15 protein-coding genes are annotated in these 17,345 nt (G+C 55.7%); 10 read left to right on the forward strand and 5 right to left on the reverse strand.

All coding sequences use genetic code 11. The annotated features are described in order from the left end of the window. Nucleotides 1–2 precede the first annotated feature (2 nt). From pilO to hemE, 8 genes are all read left to right on the forward strand, one after another. The gene (gene pilO, locus B3K78_RS01125; RefSeq protein WP_286693983.1) at nt 3–626 is read left to right on the forward strand and encodes a type IV pilus inner membrane component PilO; all 624 of its coding nucleotides are present in this window, start codon (nt 3–5) and stop codon (nt 624–626) included. Then, a complete protein-coding gene (locus B3K78_RS01130; protein WP_286693984.1) occupies nt 626–1,153 on the forward strand; it encodes a pilus assembly protein PilP in 528 nt (175 codons plus the stop codon). Before pilO ends, B3K78_RS01130 begins: the two co-directional genes overlap by 1 nt. A gap of 23 nt (nt 1,154–1,176) precedes the next feature. After that, the gene (locus B3K78_RS01135; RefSeq protein ID WP_286693985.1) at nt 1,177–3,357 is read left to right on the forward strand and encodes a type IV pilus secretin PilQ; all 2,181 of its coding nucleotides are present in this window, start codon (nt 1,177–1,179) and stop codon (nt 3,355–3,357) included. Between the two features lie 7 nt (nt 3,358–3,364). Then, nucleotides 3,365–3,895 (forward strand): shikimate kinase AroK, encoded by a 531-nt coding sequence (gene aroK, locus B3K78_RS01140; protein WP_204996216.1) that lies wholly within the window; start codon nt 3,365–3,367, stop codon nt 3,893–3,895. A 53-nt stretch (nt 3,896–3,948) separates the two neighbouring features. Beyond that, complete coding sequence (gene aroB / locus B3K78_RS01145) at nt 3,949–5,037, forward strand: 3-dehydroquinate synthase (RefSeq protein WP_286693986.1); 1,089 nt, start codon at nt 3,949–3,951, stop codon at nt 5,035–5,037. A gap of 158 nt (nt 5,038–5,195) precedes the next feature. After that, nucleotides 5,196–9,644, forward strand: a complete 4,449-nt coding sequence (gene gltB / locus B3K78_RS01150) for a glutamate synthase large subunit (RefSeq protein WP_286693987.1) — start codon at nt 5,196–5,198, stop codon at nt 9,642–9,644. A gap of 28 nt (nt 9,645–9,672) precedes the next feature. Continuing rightward, a complete protein-coding gene (locus B3K78_RS01155) occupies nt 9,673–11,091 on the forward strand; it encodes a glutamate synthase small subunit GltD family protein (RefSeq protein ID WP_204996219.1) in 1,419 nt (472 codons plus the stop codon). Between the two features lie 88 nt (nt 11,092–11,179). Then, the gene (hemE, locus tag B3K78_RS01160) at nt 11,180–12,244 is read left to right on the forward strand and encodes a uroporphyrinogen decarboxylase (RefSeq protein WP_204996220.1); all 1,065 of its coding nucleotides are present in this window, start codon (nt 11,180–11,182) and stop codon (nt 12,242–12,244) included. A gap of 57 nt (nt 12,245–12,301) precedes the next feature. Here the strand turns inward: hemE and B3K78_RS01165 are convergent, their stop codons facing one another. After that, complete coding sequence (locus B3K78_RS01165; RefSeq protein ID WP_204996221.1) at nt 12,302–12,856, reverse strand: NAD/FAD-utilizing enzyme; 555 nt, start codon at nt 12,854–12,856, stop codon at nt 12,302–12,304. 224 nt (nt 12,857–13,080) lie between these two features. Between B3K78_RS01165 and B3K78_RS01170 the strand changes: the two genes are divergently transcribed. After that, nucleotides 13,081–13,644 carry a DUF1415 domain-containing protein gene (locus tag B3K78_RS01170; RefSeq protein ID WP_286693988.1) on the forward strand — a complete coding sequence of 188 codons (564 nt, stop codon included), beginning with the start codon at nt 13,081–13,083 and terminating at the stop codon, nt 13,642–13,644. 10 nt (nt 13,645–13,654) lie between these two features. Here B3K78_RS01170 and B3K78_RS01175 read toward each other — a convergent pair whose 3' ends face one another. Together B3K78_RS01175 and B3K78_RS01180 are read right to left on the reverse strand one after the other, a co-directional pair. After that, nucleotides 13,655–14,200 carry a DUF4136 domain-containing protein gene (locus B3K78_RS01175; RefSeq protein ID WP_286693989.1) on the reverse strand — a complete coding sequence of 182 codons (546 nt, stop codon included), beginning with the start codon at nt 14,198–14,200 and terminating at the stop codon, nt 13,655–13,657. Between the two features lie 88 nt (nt 14,201–14,288). Continuing rightward, the gene (locus B3K78_RS01180) at nt 14,289–14,861 is read right to left on the reverse strand and encodes a DNA-3-methyladenine glycosylase I (protein ID WP_286693990.1); all 573 of its coding nucleotides are present in this window, start codon (nt 14,859–14,861) and stop codon (nt 14,289–14,291) included. Between the two features lie 103 nt (nt 14,862–14,964). On the opposite strand from B3K78_RS01180, the gene B3K78_RS01185 reads away from it, so the two are divergent. Further along, nucleotides 14,965–15,756, forward strand: a complete 792-nt coding sequence (locus B3K78_RS01185) for a M48 family metallopeptidase (RefSeq protein ID WP_027874075.1) — start codon at nt 14,965–14,967, stop codon at nt 15,754–15,756. A gap of 43 nt (nt 15,757–15,799) precedes the next feature. On the opposite strand, the gene cysE is transcribed toward B3K78_RS01185, so the two are convergent. Together cysE and trmB are read right to left on the reverse strand one after the other, a co-directional pair. Then, on the reverse strand, nt 15,800–16,618 hold the full coding sequence (cysE, locus tag B3K78_RS01190) for a serine O-acetyltransferase (RefSeq protein WP_239547747.1): 819 nt from the start codon (nt 16,616–16,618) through the stop codon (nt 15,800–15,802). Between the two features lie 48 nt (nt 16,619–16,666). Continuing rightward, the gene (trmB, locus tag B3K78_RS01195) at nt 16,667–17,341 is read right to left on the reverse strand and encodes a tRNA (guanine(46)-N(7))-methyltransferase TrmB (protein WP_286693991.1); all 675 of its coding nucleotides are present in this window, start codon (nt 17,339–17,341) and stop codon (nt 16,667–16,669) included. Nucleotides 17,342–17,345: the final 4 nt, after the last annotated feature.

A 17,345-nucleotide genomic window follows, 5' to 3' on the forward strand; every position in this document is an offset into this window, starting at 1 on the left:
AGATGGCCGTGCAGTGGCAGGAGTGGGTTGACGAGGTCAAACAGTTTGATATCAACGATATCAACGAGGGCAATATTGGTGCGTGGCCGGTACTGGTTCGCACTGCGCTTTGGGTGCTGGCCTTTGTGCTGGTATTGGTGGGCGGCTATTTTTACGTGATTGCCGACTTGCGGGTGGAGCTGGACAACGCCGTTGCCAAGGAAGCGAAGCTAAAAACAGAGTTTGAGAAAAAAGCATTTAAAGCGGCGAAGCTCGAACCGCTTAAAAAACAAATGGCGGAAATGGAAGAGTCATTTGGTATTTTGCTGGGTCAGCTGCCGGCCGATACCGAAGTGCCAGGCCTGCTTGAGGATATGACCGAAAAAGCCGTGGATAACGGCTTGGAAATTGACAGCATTAAGCTGCAGCCGGAGCGTACGCAAGAATTTTATATTGAGCTACCCATCGCCATCGAAGTGGAGGGCACCTACCACGATTTGGCGGCCTTTGTGAGCGGTATTGCGAGCTTGCCGAGAATCGTGACGCTCCACGATTACAAAATCAAAACGAACAAGCAGCTTGGCACCCAAAGCATGTCGATCACCGCGAAAACGTATCGCTACAAAGAAATTGACGGGGGATCGTAATGAGATATTTACGGCTCGCCATACCTGTGCTGTCCACGACGCTACTGGCATGCAGCAACAGTGGGCAATACGCCGATATTGATGCCTTCGTCGCCGAAAAGCGTGCAGCGCCCAGTGGTGTTATTGAGCCGATTCCCGCCCTGCAGGCTTATCGTGCCTTTACCTACACCGCATCTGGCTTGCGTGGCCCCTTCACGCAGCCCGTGGACGTAAAAGAGATTGCGCGACTGGAAGCATCCTCCAATGTGAAGCCCAATCTAGAGCGTGAGCGCGAATATTTAGAAAGCTTCTCTATCGATGCGTTGAAAATGGTCGGCACGGTGCGCTTGAACAAGGTGCTGTGGGCGCTGATGAAAACCCCCGATGGCGGTGTGCACCGAGTCAAAGAGAATAATTATTTGGGCCGCAACCACGGCAAGATTATGAAAGTTGGCGACAACTTTATTTCGGTTGTTGAAATTGTTTCCACCGGCGGAGAAGGCTGGGTGGAACGGCCGCGCTCATTAGAGCTGAGTAGCGGTAAGTGAGAATTCGAGAGGCGGAGAGATTCATGAAAACCCGAACGCAGAAGCACCTCGCCGTGCAGTACATGGCGCGAGGCCATCGCGCACTTATGGGCCAGTGTTTACTGCTGATATCCCTGCTCGCGTCGGCCGCTGTGTCGGCATCGAATCTGACTGATGTGGAATTCAATGCCCTGGAGGGCGGCCGCTTTGAGGCGCGCTTCCAGTTTGATGGCGCTGCGCCCGAAGTGAAGGGCTACACCATTGAAAAGCCTGCGCGCATTGCATTGGACTTGATTGGTGCAAAGAATCAGCTCGACCAGAAAAAATTTCCGCTGGCGTATGACAATGCCAGCAGTGCCATTGTGCTGGAGGGGCGGGATCGCACCCGCGTGGTACTGAACTTAGTCAGCCTGGCGCCCTACGAAACGCGAGTGGAAGGGAACGAGTTGGTCGTCGCGGTAGGTGGCGGCGGCAGCAAGGCCTACCTCAAGGAAAAGTATAACAACCCTGTTTTGTCGATGGCTGAAGCCGCTCCTGAAGCGAGCGGCAATCGCATCACTGACCTGGATTTTCGCCGCGGCGATGCTGGTGAGGGCCGTCTGGTCATTAAGCTGGCTGACGACAAGGCGGACATTAATGTCTTTGTCGAAGGGCCGCGAATCAAAATTGACTTTAGTGGTGTTGCACTCCCAGAGAGCCTTCAGCGACGTTTCGACGTGGCTGATTTCGCCACGCCGGTTAAGTTGATAGACGCGCGCATGGGGGAGAAGGGCGCGAAGTTATCGCTGGATGCGCGTGGAGAGTATGACTATCTCGCCTACCAAACCGACAATGAGTATGTGGTTAGCGTCAAGCCGCTGACAAAGGCAGAGGTGGAAGAGCGTCGCAAAGAATTTGCCTTTGTCGGCGAAAAGCTGTCGCTCAACTTCCAGGACATTGAGGTGCGCTCGGTTCTGCAGTTGATTGCCGACTTCACTGAACTCAACCTGGTGGCCAGTGATACCGTAAAGGGGAATATCACCCTGCGCTTGCAGAATGTGCCTTGGGACCAAGCGCTGGAGTTAGTGCTGAAAACAAAGGGCTTAGACAAGCGCCAAGTTGGCAACGTGCTGATGGTGGCGCCTGCTGCGGAGATCGCCGAGCGTGAGCGTCAGGAGATTGAGGCGCAGAAACAGGTCGAGGAGCTGGCCCCGCTACAGAGTGAATTTATTCGTATTCGCTATGCGGATGCCTCAGAACTCTTCAAGCTATTTAAAAACGAAGGTGATGGCGACGGTGGTAGCGGCGAGGGTTCTGCCAAGAGCATTTTGTCGCCGCGCGGAAATGTTATTGTCGATGAACGCACCAATTCTCTGTTGATTACGGAGACCGCGGATCGACTTGAAGAGTTTCGCCGTTTGGTGGCGCTGATTGATGTGCCGGTGCGCCAAGTACAAATTGAGGCGCGTATTGTTCGCGCTTCATCCGACTTCGATCGCGCTCTGGGTGTGCGTTGGGGCGGCGCCTACGTGAAGCAGAAAGGCAATGAAATTTATTCTGCAAATGGTGATTTGGAGAGTGATCAGGCCACACGAAATAATTTTGTCGACGCCTTGGTGAGCGGCTCAAATAGCTTTGACGCCGTCCCCGGTTTGGTGACAGATCTGGGTGTTGCCGGTGCAGCGGGCTCCTTTGCCCTGGGTTATATCGGCTCTGATGTGTTGCTGAACTTGGAGCTTTCTGCACTGGAGTCGAAGGGCCGCGGTGAAGTTGTCTCCCAGCCGCGCATCGTCACCGGCGATAAGGAGCCCGCCATTATCAAAGCGGGTACCGAAATTCCCTACCCAGAAAGTTCGGCCAGCGGTGAAACAACGATTGCCTTCAAAGAAGCGGTGCTGAAGCTGGATGTCACGCCAATTATTACGCCTGACGACCGAATTATTATGGATTTGATCATTAATCAGGATACGGTAGGGGATCTGGTGATCGCGACCGGTCTTGGTGGTCAGGTGCCGACCATTGACACTACCGAATTGCAGACGCGCGTTTTGGTCAGCAATGGTGAAACCGTTGTTTTGGGCGGCGTCTACGATCAGCTGGATGTTGAAACCGTAACGAAGGTACCCTTCCTGGGCGATATCCCCTTCCTGGGGCGTCTGTTTAAATCTACCAGTGTGACTCGCGAGAAGCAGGAAACACTTATTTTTATTACTCCTCGGATACTCGCGGACAGTTTGATAGATTGATGGAGCAATGCGGAAAACGGAAGTTATATATTTAGTCGGGCCAATGGGGGCAGGGAAGAGCACCATTGGTAAGCTGCTGGCTGACAGCCTGAACATGGAATTCTACGACGTCGATCGAGAGATTGAAGAGCGAGCCGGGGTAGACATACCCTGGATATTCGACATGGAAGGCGAGGAAGGCTTTCGCGAGCGTGAGGCGCAGATGCTTAGCGACCTCAGTGACAGCCCCGGAGCGGTAGTTTCTACCGGTGGTGGTGCGGTGCTGCGCGATGATAATCGCGCATTGATGATGACGCGGGGTACGGTTGTTTATCTTCGCACCTCGGTTGACGAACAAATTCGGCGCACAGCGAAAGACCGCAAGCGGCCCTTGCTTCAGCAGGGTAATCCTGAGGAGACGCTTAGGCGCTTAATGGCCGAACGAGAACCTCTCTATTTACAGTTGGCTGACTACAGTATTACCACTGATCAGCGAAGCCCACGCACAGTCGTGCAAGAGTTGGTCGAAAAAATTCGCAGCGGCGACCTGTCGTCGTGATGCTGATATAATTTCCCGCCTACCTCTTTCCACTAACAATATCGGGCAATTCCATGAAGCAGCTTCAGGTGTCGCTGGGTGAGCGCAGCTACCCTATTTTCATTGGTCGCGATTTACTGGCCGGCGAAGGCCTGGACTGGCAGCGCTACATAGGCGGCAAGCAGGCCTGTGTTGTTAGCAATGATCGCGTGGCTCCCCTCTACCTCGATGCAGTTGCTAGTCAGCTTGAAGGCAAGCAACTCTCCACGGTGGTTCTGCCCGACGGCGAAGCGAATAAGACGCTGGATGTTATGGCCACCGTTTTTGATCGCCTGCTCACCGATAACCACAACCGCAGCACTACGCTGATCGCCCTGGGTGGCGGTGTCGTAGGAGATATGTGCGGTTTCGCAGCAGCGAGTTACCAGCGAGGCGTCGCTTTTATTCAGCTGCCAACTACGCTGTTAGCGATGGTTGACTCCTCTGTTGGAGGGAAGACGGGCGTTAACCATCCGCTCGGTAAAAACATGATTGGTGCCTTTCACCAGCCTGAGTGTGTGGTGGCCGATCTGAGTTTGTTGGACAGCTTGCCAGAGCGCGAATACGCGGCGGGTATCGCTGAGGTGATCAAGTACGGGCTCATCTGCGACGCGCCTTTCTTTGAGTGGTTAGAGCAAAATATCGATGCACTGATGGCTCGCGATGGCGAGGCCCTGGCTGAGGCGGTGTTTCGCAGCTGTGAAAACAAAGCCAAAGTGGTCGCTGAAGACGAGAGAGAAGGCGGGCGTCGCGCTATCTTGAATCTCGGGCATACTTTTGGCCACGCAATAGAAACCGCCGAAGGTTACGGAAGCTGGCTGCACGGCGAGGCGGTTGCCGCGGGAATGTCGCTGGCAATGGCCTTGTCAGTATCGCTGGGGTGGTTGGATGCAGAGGTATTGCGCCGTGGCAATGCGCTAATGGTGAAAGCCGGTCTGCCGATATCGCCCCCGCCAGCGATGAATGTGGCGCAGTTCCTGCAACTCATGGGCCGCGACAAGAAAGTGATAGATGGGCGCTTGCGCCTGGTGCTTTTACAGGGCCTGGGTGAGGCGGTAGTTACCGAGGCGGCGAGCCCGGAGCAAATCGCGCAGATATTGGTCGATGCAGGTGTCCAGCCATAAGATTTTTGGCTGAAATTTGAGCAATTTTTGGCCGGCGTTTGTCCGGCTTGCTGCATACGTGTAGAATGTCCCTCCTTTTTTCGGGTACGCAAGCGTGCGCCGAGCTGTCATTTCGACTATCTGCTTGTTTTTCTTATATATTTTGTGAGAGTCGTTTTATGAGTACAGGCCTGTACAGACCTGAAGATGTGCGCGACAACTGTGGTTTTGGGCTAATTGCCCACATGCAGGGCACTGCTAGCCACGAATTGTTGAAGACTGCCATCGAATCACTGACCTGCATGACTCACCGCGGTGGTATCGCGGCAGATGGCAAAACCGGTGATGGCTGTGGTTTGCTGTTGAAGAAGCCGGACAGCTTTCTGCGCCAAGCGGCCCGCGACGCCTTTGGCGGCGAGCTGACCGAGTTATATGGTATCGGCCAGATCTTTTTAAGCCAGGACGAAGGCAAGGCGGCGGCTGCGCGAGCGACTCTTGGAAAGATTCTTGGTGAAAACGGCCTGCAGCAAGCGGGCTGGCGCCCTGTGCCGGTCGATGCATCGGTGTGTGGTGATATCGCCTTGGCAAGCCTGCCACGCATTGAGCAGCTGTTTATCAACGTTGAAGGCCTGACTGCCCAAGAGCTGACCACGCGCCTGTTTATTGTGCGTCGTCAAGTCGAAATGGCGCTCGCTGATGACAGTGAGTTTTACATTTGTAGCCTGTCCGCCGATGTCGTGTCATACAAAGGCTTGGTCATGCCGGTGGATTTGCCCCATTTCTACCTCGACCTTGCCAACCCCGAGTTGGAAACGGCGATTTGTGTTTTCCACCAACGCTTCTCTACCAACACCATGCCGCGCTGGCCCTTGGCTCAGCCATTCCGCATGCTGGCTCACAATGGTGAAATCAATACCGTTGAGGGCAACCGCAACTGGGCGGACGCGCGCACCAAAAATTTCAGCAGCCCCCGCATTCCCGATGTAGAGGCTCTGGCGCCGCTGGTGAATCGCACGGGCTCTGACTCGTCAAGCCTGGATAATATGCTTGAGCTGTTGGTGGCCGGTGGTATGGATCTGTTCCGTGCCGTTCGCATGCTGGTGCCACCTGCTTGGCAAAATATCGAACACATGGATGCCGACTTGAAGGCATTCTACGAATATAACTCCATGCACATGGAACCCTGGGATGGCCCTGCGGGTTTGGTAATGACCGACGGCCGTTACGCGGTATGTATGTTGGACCGCAACGGTTTGCGTCCGTCACGCTGGGTCATCACCAAAAATGGTTTCATCACCGTTGCCTCGGAAATCGGCACCTACGGCTACCAGCCGGATGACGTCGTTGCCAAGGGGCGCGTTGGGCCAGGGCAGATTCTGGTTGTTGATACCGAGACCGGCGAAGTCCTGCACACGAAAGATGTCGATGAGCGGCTGAAAAGCGCCCACCCCTACAAACAGTGGTTGCGTGATAACGCGAATCGCCTGCAGGATCAGCTCGGCCAGGGCAATCGCCCGGCGTTGCCCGAAGCGGATCACTTGGAAAGCCTGCAAAAATATTTCCAGGTAAGCTTTGAAGAGCGCGAGCAAGTGCTGTCGCCTCTGGCAGATAGCGGCAACGAGGCCGTTGGTTCGATGGGTGATGACACGCCAATGGCTGTGCTGTCGCGCAGCGAGCGGTCGCTGTACGACTACTTCCGACAAAAATTCGCTCAAGTTACCAATCCGCCCATTGACCCACTTCGTGAGTCCATCGTGATGAGTCTGGAGACGTTGCTGGGCGCAGAGCAAAATGTCTTCGAGCAAACGGCCGATCACGCTGATCGCTTGATTCTAAGCAGCCCGGTTTTGTCGCCAGACAAGTTTGACCGATTGATGGCGGTAGATTCGCCACGTTATCCGCGGGTAACCATCGACCTTTGCTACGACCCTGCAGAGAAGAACCTGCAGCAAGCCGTTCGCGATGTGGCGGCGGCGGCAGAAGACGCCGTGCGCGGTGGCGATGTGATTCTTGTGTTGAGCGACCGTGCTGTGGAGCCCGGCCTGTTGACCGTGCACAGCTTGCTGGCCACCGGTGCGGTTCACCACCACTTGATCAAGCAAGGTCTTCGCTGTGATGCCAACCTGGTGATTGAAAGTGGTAGCGCTCGCGATTCTCACCAAATGGCTTGTCTGTTCGGTTTTGGCGCCACCGCCGTCTACCCTTATATGTCTTTTGCTGTACTGAGCGACATGCTGAGCAGCGGAGAAATTCTCGGTGACGAGCAAACAACCTACGAAAATTACGTTAAAGGCATTAACAAAGGCCTGCTGAAGATCATGTCGAAAATGGGGATTTCATCGATCTCCTCATACCGTGGTGCCCAGCTCTTTGAAGCCGTTGGCCTCGACGATGATGTGATCAATAGCTGCTTTAAAGGTGTGGCTAGCCGCATCGCCGGCGTTAACTTTGCTCAGCTTCAGCAAGATCAGGAAGCCCTGGCGACCATCGCCTGGTTGCCGCGCAAGCCAATCGATCAGGGTGGCTTGCTCAAGTACGTTCACGGCAAGGAATACCACGCCTTTAACCCAGACGTTGTGATGCGTCTGCAAGAAGCGGTTAAGAGTGGTAACTACGCTGACTGGAAAAAGTACGCGGAGCTGGTGAATACTCGCCCGGTTGCTACCCTGCGCGACCTGTTGGATTTCAGCGGTGACGTCACCCCCATCCCGCTTGAGGAAGTTGAGCCTGCAGAGAAAATTCTCAGCCGCTTTGACTCCGCCGGTATGTCGCTGGGTGCATTGAGCCCCGAGGCTCATGAAGCACTAGCGGCGGCGATGAATCGCCTGGGTGCGCGTTCAAACTCCGGTGAAGGTGGTGAAGACCCTGCCCGCTTCGGTACCGAGCGCGTTTCAAAAATTAAGCAGATCGCATCGGGCCGCTTTGGTGTTACGCCTCACTACCTGGTGAATGCCGAAGTACTGCAAATTAAAGTCGCTCAGGGCGCCAAGCCCGGTGAAGGTGGCCAGCTGCCGGGTGGCAAGGTCAATGCGTTGATCGCGCGCTTGCGCCATTCAGTACCGGGTGTAACGCTGATTTCACCGCCGCCTCACCACGATATTTACTCTATCGAGGATTTGGCTCAGCTGATTTTCGACCTCAAGCAGGTGAACCCGCAGGCGCTGGTGTCGGTGAAGCTGGTATCTGAGCCCGGTGTGGGCACCATCGCCGCTGGTGTGGCGAAGGCCTATGCGGACTTGATCACTATTTCCGGTTACGACGGTGGTACGGCGGCGAGCCCGATCACGTCCATCCGTTATGCTGGCTCACCTTGGGAGCTCGGTCTGGCAGAAGCCCAGCAAACGCTGCGTGGCAATGGCCTGCGCGGTAAAGTGCGGGTGCAAACCGACGGTGGCCTGAAGACCGGCCTGGATGTCGTGAAAGCGGCTATCCTCGGCGCAGAGAGTTTCGGCTTTGGTACCACGCCGATGGTAGCTCTGGGCTGTAAGTACCTGCGTATCTGTCACTTGAATAACTGTGCTACCGGGGTTGCGACTCAGGACGAACGCCTGCGTGACGACCACTTTATCGGCACTGTTGAAATGGTGATGAACTTCTTCAAGTTCGTCGCAGAAGAAACGCGTGAGTGGATGGCGCAGATTGGCGTACGCAGCATGGATGAGCTTATCGGTCGCACCGACTTGCTTGTTCAAAAAGCAGGCGAGACGGAAAAGCAGGGACTGTTGGACCTGTCGCCCATTCTTCACAAAGATGCCGATGCTGAAGGTCAGCCAGAGTTTTGCCAGGTTGCCCTCAACGAGCCCTTCGATAAAGGCGAAAAAGCCGAAGCAATGGTGGCGGCTGTATTGTCGGCCATCGAAGCAAAATCGGGCGGCGAGTATAGCTTCCACGTCAATAACTGTGACCGTTCAATTGGTGCGCGGATATCCGGTGAAATTGCCAAGCGTCACGGCAATCTGGATATGGAAGATGCACCGATTGTGTTGCGCTTGGAAGGTACTGCCGGCCAGAGCTTTGGTGTGTGGAACGCGGGCGGCCTGCATATGTACCTCGAAGGCGATGCCAACGACTACGTGGGTAAAGGTATGGCGGGCGGTAAGCTGGTGATATATCCCCCGCGTGGCAGTGCCTTTGCCAGCCAGGAAACCTCTATTGTCGGCAACACCTGCCTTTACGGCGCGACCGGCGGTAAGTTGTTTGCGGCAGGTACGGCGGGTGAGCGTTTCGCAGTGCGCAACTCCGGGTCTCATGCTGTTATCGAGGGTGCCGGTGACCACTGCTGTGAATACATGACCGGTGGCAACGTCACCGTGTTGGGCAACACCGGGGTGAACTTTGGTGCGGGTATGACGGGCGGTTTCGCCTACGTACTCGACGAAGAGAACACCTTCGTAGATCGCTATAACAGTGAACTGGTGGAGATCTGCCGGATCACCTCTGAGTCACTGGAAGCTTACCGCGCTCATTTGCGCGGCAATATCGAAGAGTTTGTTGAGGAAACAGGCAGTGCCTGGGGGCAGCATATTCTCGATAATTTCGACGACTACATCGGCAAGTTCTGGATGATCAAGCCAAAAGCAGCAAGCCTCAGCCGCCTGCTGGAAACCACCAGACGGCGTCCGGAATAAGTAGCCGCGTAGCGAAGAGGTAGAAGATATGGCTGAACGTTTGCAGAATACATTTCAGTTTCTTGATGTGGGTCGCCAAGACCCCAGCAAGAAAGATATGGTGCAGCGCCGCGAGGCTTTTGTAGAAATTTACGAGCCTTACAAAGAAGAGGAAGTTCAGCATCAGGCGCACCGCTGCCTGGGCTGCGGCAACCCTTACTGTGAGTGGAAGTGCCCGGTACATAACTTTATTCCCAACTGGTTAAAGTTGGTGAGTGAGGGCAATTTGTTTGAGGCGGCAGAATTAAGCCATCAGACAAACAGCTTGCCGGAAGTGTGTGGGCGTGTGTGTCCGCAAGACCGCCTGTGCGAGGGTGCCTGTACCCTGAACGACGGCTTCGGCGCGGTAACCATCGGCTCAACGGAAAAATACATTACCGACACCGCGTTGGAGCTGGGCTGGCGCCCGGACATGTCCAAGCGTGTATGGACCGACAAAAAAGTTGCCGTCATTGGTGCGGGGCCTGCGGGCATTGGTTGTGCCGACGTTCTGGTACGTGCCGGCGTGAAGCCTGTAGTGTTTGATCGCTACCCTGAAATCGGCGGCTTGCTGACCTTTGGTATTCCTGAGTTCAAACTCGAAAAGTCCGTGGTGCAGCGTCGTCGTCGCGTGCTGGAAGAAATGGGCGTGGAGTTCCGCCTGAATACCGACATCGGCACCGACATCACCATGGAGCAACTGCTGGCCGATTACGATGCCGTGTTCATGGGAATGGGTACCTATAAGTACATGAAGGGCGGTTTCCCGGGCGAAGACCTCGACGGCGTGTACGACGCACTGCCGTTCTTGGTGTCTAACGTCAATCGCAACATGGGTTGGGAAAAGGATGCTGGCGACTTCATTAGCGTCAATGGTAAGCGCGTGGTTGTGCTCGGTGGCGGTGATACCGCAATGGACTGTAACCGCACGTCGATCCGCCAAGGTGCGCAAAGCGTAACCTGTGCATACCGCCGCGACGAAGAAAACATGCCTGGCTCGCGTCGCGAGGTGCAAAATGCGCGTGAAGAGGGCGTGGAGTTCTTGTTCAATCGCCAACCTGTTGCCATTGTTGGCAACGGCAAAGTTGAAGGCGTAAAAGTGGTAACCACTCAGCTTGGTGAGCCCGATGAGAATGGCCGCCGCCGCCCGGAAGCGATTCCCGGTAGTGAAGAAATTATCCCTGCCGATGTGGTCTTGGTTGCCTTTGGTTTCCAGCCGAACCCGCCAGAGTGGTTAAAGGATCAGCAGGTTGAGCTGGAGTCTTGGGGCGGCGTTAAGGCGCCCGAGCAACAATTGTTTAAATTCCAGACCACAAACCCCAAAGTGTTTGCTGGGGGTGATATGGTACGCGGTTCCGATTTGGTGGTAACTGCAGTCTGGGAAGGTCGTCAAGCTGCAGAAGGTATTCTCGACTACCTGAAAGTATAGCCAACGACGGACGCCGAGCCCGGTTGTAGCAGCATTGCTGTGCCGACCGTGCTCGGCGTCGTCGTGTTTGAAGCAAGGTGATGGTGCCATGAGTGAATTGAAAAACGATACGTTTTTACGGGCGTTAATGCGCCAGCCGGTGGATTACACGCCGGTATGGATGATGCGTCAGGCTGGCAGGTATTTGCCTGAGTATCGGGCGACACGCGGTAAAGCGGGCGATTTTCTGTCGCTTTGCAAAAACACAGAGCTGGCTTGTGAAGTGACCCTACAGCCGCTGGAGCGCTACCCGCTCGATGCCGCTATCCTGTTCTCGGATATATTGACGATTCCCGACGCCATGGGCCTGGGGCTGTATTTTGAAACCGGAGAGGGGCCGCGCTTTCGCAAAACGGTGCGCAGCATGGCTGACGTAGAGGCGCTGCCGGTTGTCGATGGTGAAAACGACCTGACCTATGTCTGTGACGCCGTGCGAGCGATTCGCAGCGCTCTCAATGGTCGCGTGCCGCTTATCGGCTTTTCTGGCAGCCCGTGGACACTGGCCACCTATATGGTAGAAGGCGGCGGCTCTAAAGATCACGGGCGCTGCAAGGCGCTGGCGTTCGATGAGCCGGAAACCATGCACGCCCTTCTGGACAAGCTGGCGCAGAGCGTTACCGCTTATTTGAATGACCAGATTCGCGCCGGTGCGCAAGCGGTGCAGATATTTGATACCTGGGGCGGTGCGTTGGGGCACCGCGCCTACCAAGAGTTTAGCCTGCGCTATATGAAGCAGATCGTCGATGGCTTGATCAAAGAGCACGACGGCCGTGCCGTACCCGCAATTCTGTTCACGAAAAATGGTGGCCAGTGGCTGGAGAGTATGGCCGATACCGGCGCTAATGCACTGGGCCTGGACTGGACGACGGATATTGGCGCGGCGCGCAAACGGGTTGGCGACAAAGTGGCGCTGCAGGGCAATATGGACCCCGCTATGCTGCGCGCCTCACCCAAGCGGATTCGTGAAGAAGTGGCGACCATTCTCGCCGAGTATGGCAGTGGTGTGGGTCATGTTTTCAACCTGGGCCACGGTATCACGCCGGAGGTCGACCCCGAGCATGCGGGGGCCTTTATCAACGCGGTGAGAGAGTTGTCGCCGGAATACCACCGCTAAACAACGCATAAAAAAACCACGCTAAGCGTGGTTTTTTTATGGCTGCCTTGTGCCGGCTCAGGGCATAACCTCAACAAAGTGCCGCCAGCGGTTCTGCAAGCCGATTACCCATGCCGGAGCGCCTTCCCCGGTCCCGGAGAATTCCAGCTCGGGGTAGTGTGCGGTCACGCGGTTCAGGGCGCTTTGCTCACGACTGCCCGCATCGATCATTAGCAGGTGTCGCCCGCTACTCAGTGCTTGTTCAAAGCGCTTGAAGTCGTGGTGAGGCTCTTGAATACCGAATAAGCCGCCTTCCCAGGTGAAAAAGCCCAGAACCACGATTGCCAGAAAAACAAAGGGTGTCCAGCCGGCAATCTGCGTCACCCCAGAATAGTGAGCGCTCGCTAACACTAGGGCGAAGCCACCTAGGCCGATGAGTGCTCCGCGCTGCATGGCAAACACAACATCTTTGCGCAGTACCGCCTCCACCTCGTTGAGTTTACGCTGGGCGACACCACTATCATCGTGGCTGAGTACATGAATTTGAGGACGGGACAGGCCGTTCTCTTCCAGATCGTGTTCAATGGCGGCTAACTTGTCGAGATTGTCCGCCAGAAAGAAATATCTTTTCATTGACTGCTCCCAATCTTATCCGCGGCGAGAACGCCGAATGTGTTAAACCGCTGACACCTCGCTTGTGCTCAATGTAAGTGTAGCAGTACCTACATTACGCGCTTGGCACGCAGCTGGCTCTGCTTATGGCGAATCCGTCTAGCGCGGGTTGGCCAAATTTCGATCAGTTATATTACGACGGGCCGGGAGGTATACTGGCGGCCTGAACACTAGGAGAAAAGCACATGTCGGACGTCGCGGCGGGTAAGGCGCAAATAGTGGCTGAAGTGAGTGATTGGCTGGACTCAGTAGTGATTGCTCAGCAGTTGTGCCCCTTTGCGGCGAGGCCCAGGCAGCAGGGAAGCATTCGCATTGCTGTTGCCGATGAGCAAGATCCGCAGGCGCTGCTCGAACGGTGTTATGCAGAGCTGATGAAATTGGCCGACACCGACCCCGGCACACTGGAAACCAGCCTGCTGGTGGTGCCAGCACTGCAAGAGAGTTTTGACGATTACTGGGAGTTTGTTGGTATTGTTGAAGACCTGCTGGAGAGCAGCCCTTGGCGCGGGCAGTTTCAAGTGGCCAGTTTTCACCCCGAGTACTGTTTCGAGGGTTGCGAGGCAAGCGATCCGGCAAATTACAGCAACCGGGCGCCGTGGCCAATTCTCCACCTCTTGCGCGAGGACAGCGTAGCCGCGGCGGTGGCCAGTCACCCTGACATCCACGGCATCCCCGAGCGCAATATGACTTTGCTACGGGAAATGTCAGCAGAGGCGCTGGCAGGCTTGTTTCCCTGGCGCAATCGCTAGCGCCGCAGCGTTAGCGCGGCGGAAATTGCGACCAAATTTCGCCAACGGCACTGTCTATTCGAGCTTGGTTAACCTTGGGGTCCTGGTCGTCCAGTTCAATGACCAGTGAACCGCGCCAGCTCAATGCTTTGCTGGACCCGTCCAGTAAGTCGATAAGAATTTGCACATTGCGATTGACTTTGTCCTTGCCGAGCGGCACGCCGACAGAGGTGCTAAGGCCGAAATTTCCGGAGAAACTGCCCAGTCCAATCCCCAGCCGCGGGCTGCGGTCAATGGTGTTGGCCGCCTGGGCAATGTAGTAGCGCACCAGGAAATCTGCGCCGTCAGGACGCAGCTTATACAGGCCGGCATCCAGTCGGGTTTTCAGCGCGCTTTTGACTTGTTCGGCGATAAACGGTGAGACACTTTTGTCGGCGCCGCTGTCTTCAGACCAGCTGTACTGCTGATAGCTAGCGAAGTTCGCGCGAGGATTGTAGTCGGTGCGTACATCCGTGCTGCTGCAGGCACTGACTAGCAAGGCAGTGAGCAGGCTGAGTGCAATTCGTATGGTTGTCATGTGGAAGCCCCTTGTCGCGCTGTGCCGCGCCTAAATAGAGTATACGGTAATTAGTCCACGCTGGAGGCCATTAGTGCCCGAGCCAGCATCAGGCCAGGGCGGCACATTGTTGGTGAGCCGGGCAGCTGACTATATGGTCATTAACCAAGCCCATCGCCTGTAAATAGGCGTAACAGATCGTGCTGCCAAAAAAGCGGAAGCCGCGCTTCTTCATATCTTTGCTAATGCCATCTGAAAGCGGCGTAGTGGCCGGGACATCGGCCAGGCTTTGCCATTGATTTTGAATCGGTCTGTGTTCAACAAAGCCCCACAGGTAGTGGGCGAAACTGCCATATTCCTGCTGTACTTCAAGAAAGCGCTGGGCGTTATTGATCGCGCTTTCTATCTTCATGCGGTTTCTAATAATCGAGGGGTCGGCCATTAAGCGTTCAATATCGGCCTGCGTAAATGCCGCCACATGCGGCGCGGAGAAATTGGCGAACAGCCTGCGATAGCCTTCGCGCTTACGCAGTATCGTTAGCCAGTTGAGTCCGGCCTGAGCGGACTCGAGAATCAAAAACTCGAATAATTTGTGGTCGTCTCTGCAGGGTCTTCCCCACTCGTCGTCATGGTAGCGTCGATATTGTTCGTCACTGCCACACCAGTCACACACTTCGCTCACGGGGCGTCCTCAGTTAAGGTGATTGCCAGCCAGGCTGGAGCCTGTGCCATAATGTACAACGTATCAAACGTACTCATAGATTGCCGCTTTTTGGAGAGAAGGAATGAAAACAATACGGATTGTCGCCCTTGCTGCCGCCGTACTTACCCTGCTTGCCTGCGTTGAGTCTCCGACTGGGCGGCGACAAATGATGTTGTTTTCTAACGGCGAAATGTCGCAGATGGGTGTCGCGGCCTTCGATGAAATGAAGCAGAAGATGACGGTCAATCGCGATGGCAAGGTCAACGGCTATGTCACCTGTGTTGCCGATGCAATCACGGCGCGTTTACCTGCACAGTGGCGCGGCAGCTGGGAAGTGGTGGTGTTTGAGGAAAAGTCTGCCAATGCCTTTGCGCTGCCCGGTAAGAAAATTGGCGTGCATACCGGCATCTTTAGTGTCGCGAAAAATGCCGACCAGCTGGCAACCGTGCTCGGACATGAAGTTGCCCACGTCTTGGCTCACCACAGTGCAGAGAGAATGTCGTTGCAAAGCGTTACCGGCACTGGTGCTCAGCTGCTGGCGGTGTTGCTGGGCGACAGCCCACAGAAAGCCACGGTAATGGGTATGCTGGGGCTCGGTGCGCAATATGGCTTGGTGCTGCCCTACGGCCGCGCCCAGGAGTCTGAAGCCGATGTATTGGGAGTAGACCTGATGGCGCGAGCCGGCTTTAACCCGGCAGCCAGTATCGATTTATGGAAAAACATGAGCGCCGCGGGCAATGGCCAGCCGCCCGAGTTTATGTCGACCCACCCCTCTCACCAAACCCGGATTAACGACTTGCAGCGCCAACAGAAAAAAGCGGCGCCGCTGTATCAGCAGGCGCGCGCTCAGGGCATTCGCCCTAACTGTGGTTGAGCAGTCGTTGTCGCAGCAGACTATTTGTTTTCGCGTACAAGCCTTAATCGTCACAGCAGGCGCTGTGATTCATGGATAAGGCCGGTGCCTCGGTATCGGGTTTGCCAATCACCTTAGCGGGCACGCCAGCGACGAGGCTGTGCGGCGGTACGGCTTTTAATACCACGCTGCCGGCCGCTACATGGGAGCCTTCGCCAATGCGAATATTGCCGAGGATTTTTGCTCCCGCGCTGATCAACACGCCGTCTGCCACTTTGGGATGGCGGTCGCCATGTTCCTTGCCCGTTCCTCCCAGTGTCACCGACTGCATAAGTGAAACATTGTTGCCGACAACGGCGGTCTCGCCGATCACGATACCGGTGGCGTGATCCATCAATACCCCGTGTCCCACCTTTGCGGCAGGGTGAATATCGACACCGAACTCACAGCTTATGCGGTTCTGAAAAAACAGCGCCAATGAGCTGCGCCCCTGGCGCCACAGCCAGTGGGCAACGCGGTAGGACTGCAGAGCGTGATAACCCTTAAAATACAGGAAGGGCACTGACAACAAGCTGCAGGCAGAATCGCGCTCCAGCACGGCGCACAGGTCGGCGCGCAATGCTTTGCGAATGCAGGGCTCAGCGGCAAATGCCTGATCGATCACTTCTCGGACCAACAGGCTCGACGCTGCGGGGCTGTCCAGCATATGTGCCAAGTGATAGCTCAGGGCATCTTCAAGGCGGTCGTGGTTGAGTATGGTGGCGTGCAGGAAACTGGCGAGCACAGGCTCGCGTTCAACTTCTGCGGCGGTTTCCTCTCGGATACTTTGCCAAACCTTGTCGTCGTGGGCGGAGCTGCTCATGGTGTTGTCATCTGTATTCATCGCTCGCCGAGTATAACGCCTACGTCTGCATTCAGCATTGTTTTGCGCTTAATTGGAGCTGGTGCATCGCCACAGCGTTTGGCCAGCAAGCTGGTACTTTCTTTCAAAAGGCGTGAGCGGGTGTTCAGCAACAAAGGTACCGAGTTCTGCGGTTCTGCCCGCGATTTTCAGCGCGTGGGCAAACTCTTGTACGTATACCGGCCAGTTGCTGCGCAGCTCAATTTGTCCGCCCAGGGTTAACAGACTGGGAAATAAGGGCGAGCCATGCACCCGGTAACTAAGCTGCCCGGGTTTGGGCCACGGGTTGGGATACAACAAATAGTGGGCGTCGGCCTGCCAACCGGCCTCGCAGGCCAGCCGCCAGAAGTCGTCCACATCCGCGCGCACTAGCAGGTAGTTGTCTCTGGCGTGCTGGCAGTGCGAATTATGCTTGTCGAGGCGGGCTGCGGATTTGTCGATACCGATAACGGCGCAATCAGGATAGCGCTCAGCCAGTCGCCAGGTACTTTCACCGACACCGCAGAATGAATCGATAATAAGAGGGCTGCGCTGTTGTTGCAGCCACGTATTCGCTTCGTCAAACGCCTGCTGATTGTGCTTTGCATAGGGCTTTAAAAAGGCGTGGTGAAGGTGTTTGCGCACTACCTCTTCCAAGCGCTCGTGAATGGCGGTCTGGCTGCTTTCGATGCGCCGTGACTGCCGGCCATCGCTGGTTTTTTTCATGAAT

It is taken from the genome of Spongiibacter sp. UBA1325, assembly GCF_002306875.1.
Taxonomy (GTDB): domain Bacteria; phylum Pseudomonadota; class Gammaproteobacteria; order Pseudomonadales; family Spongiibacteraceae; genus Spongiibacter; species Spongiibacter marinus.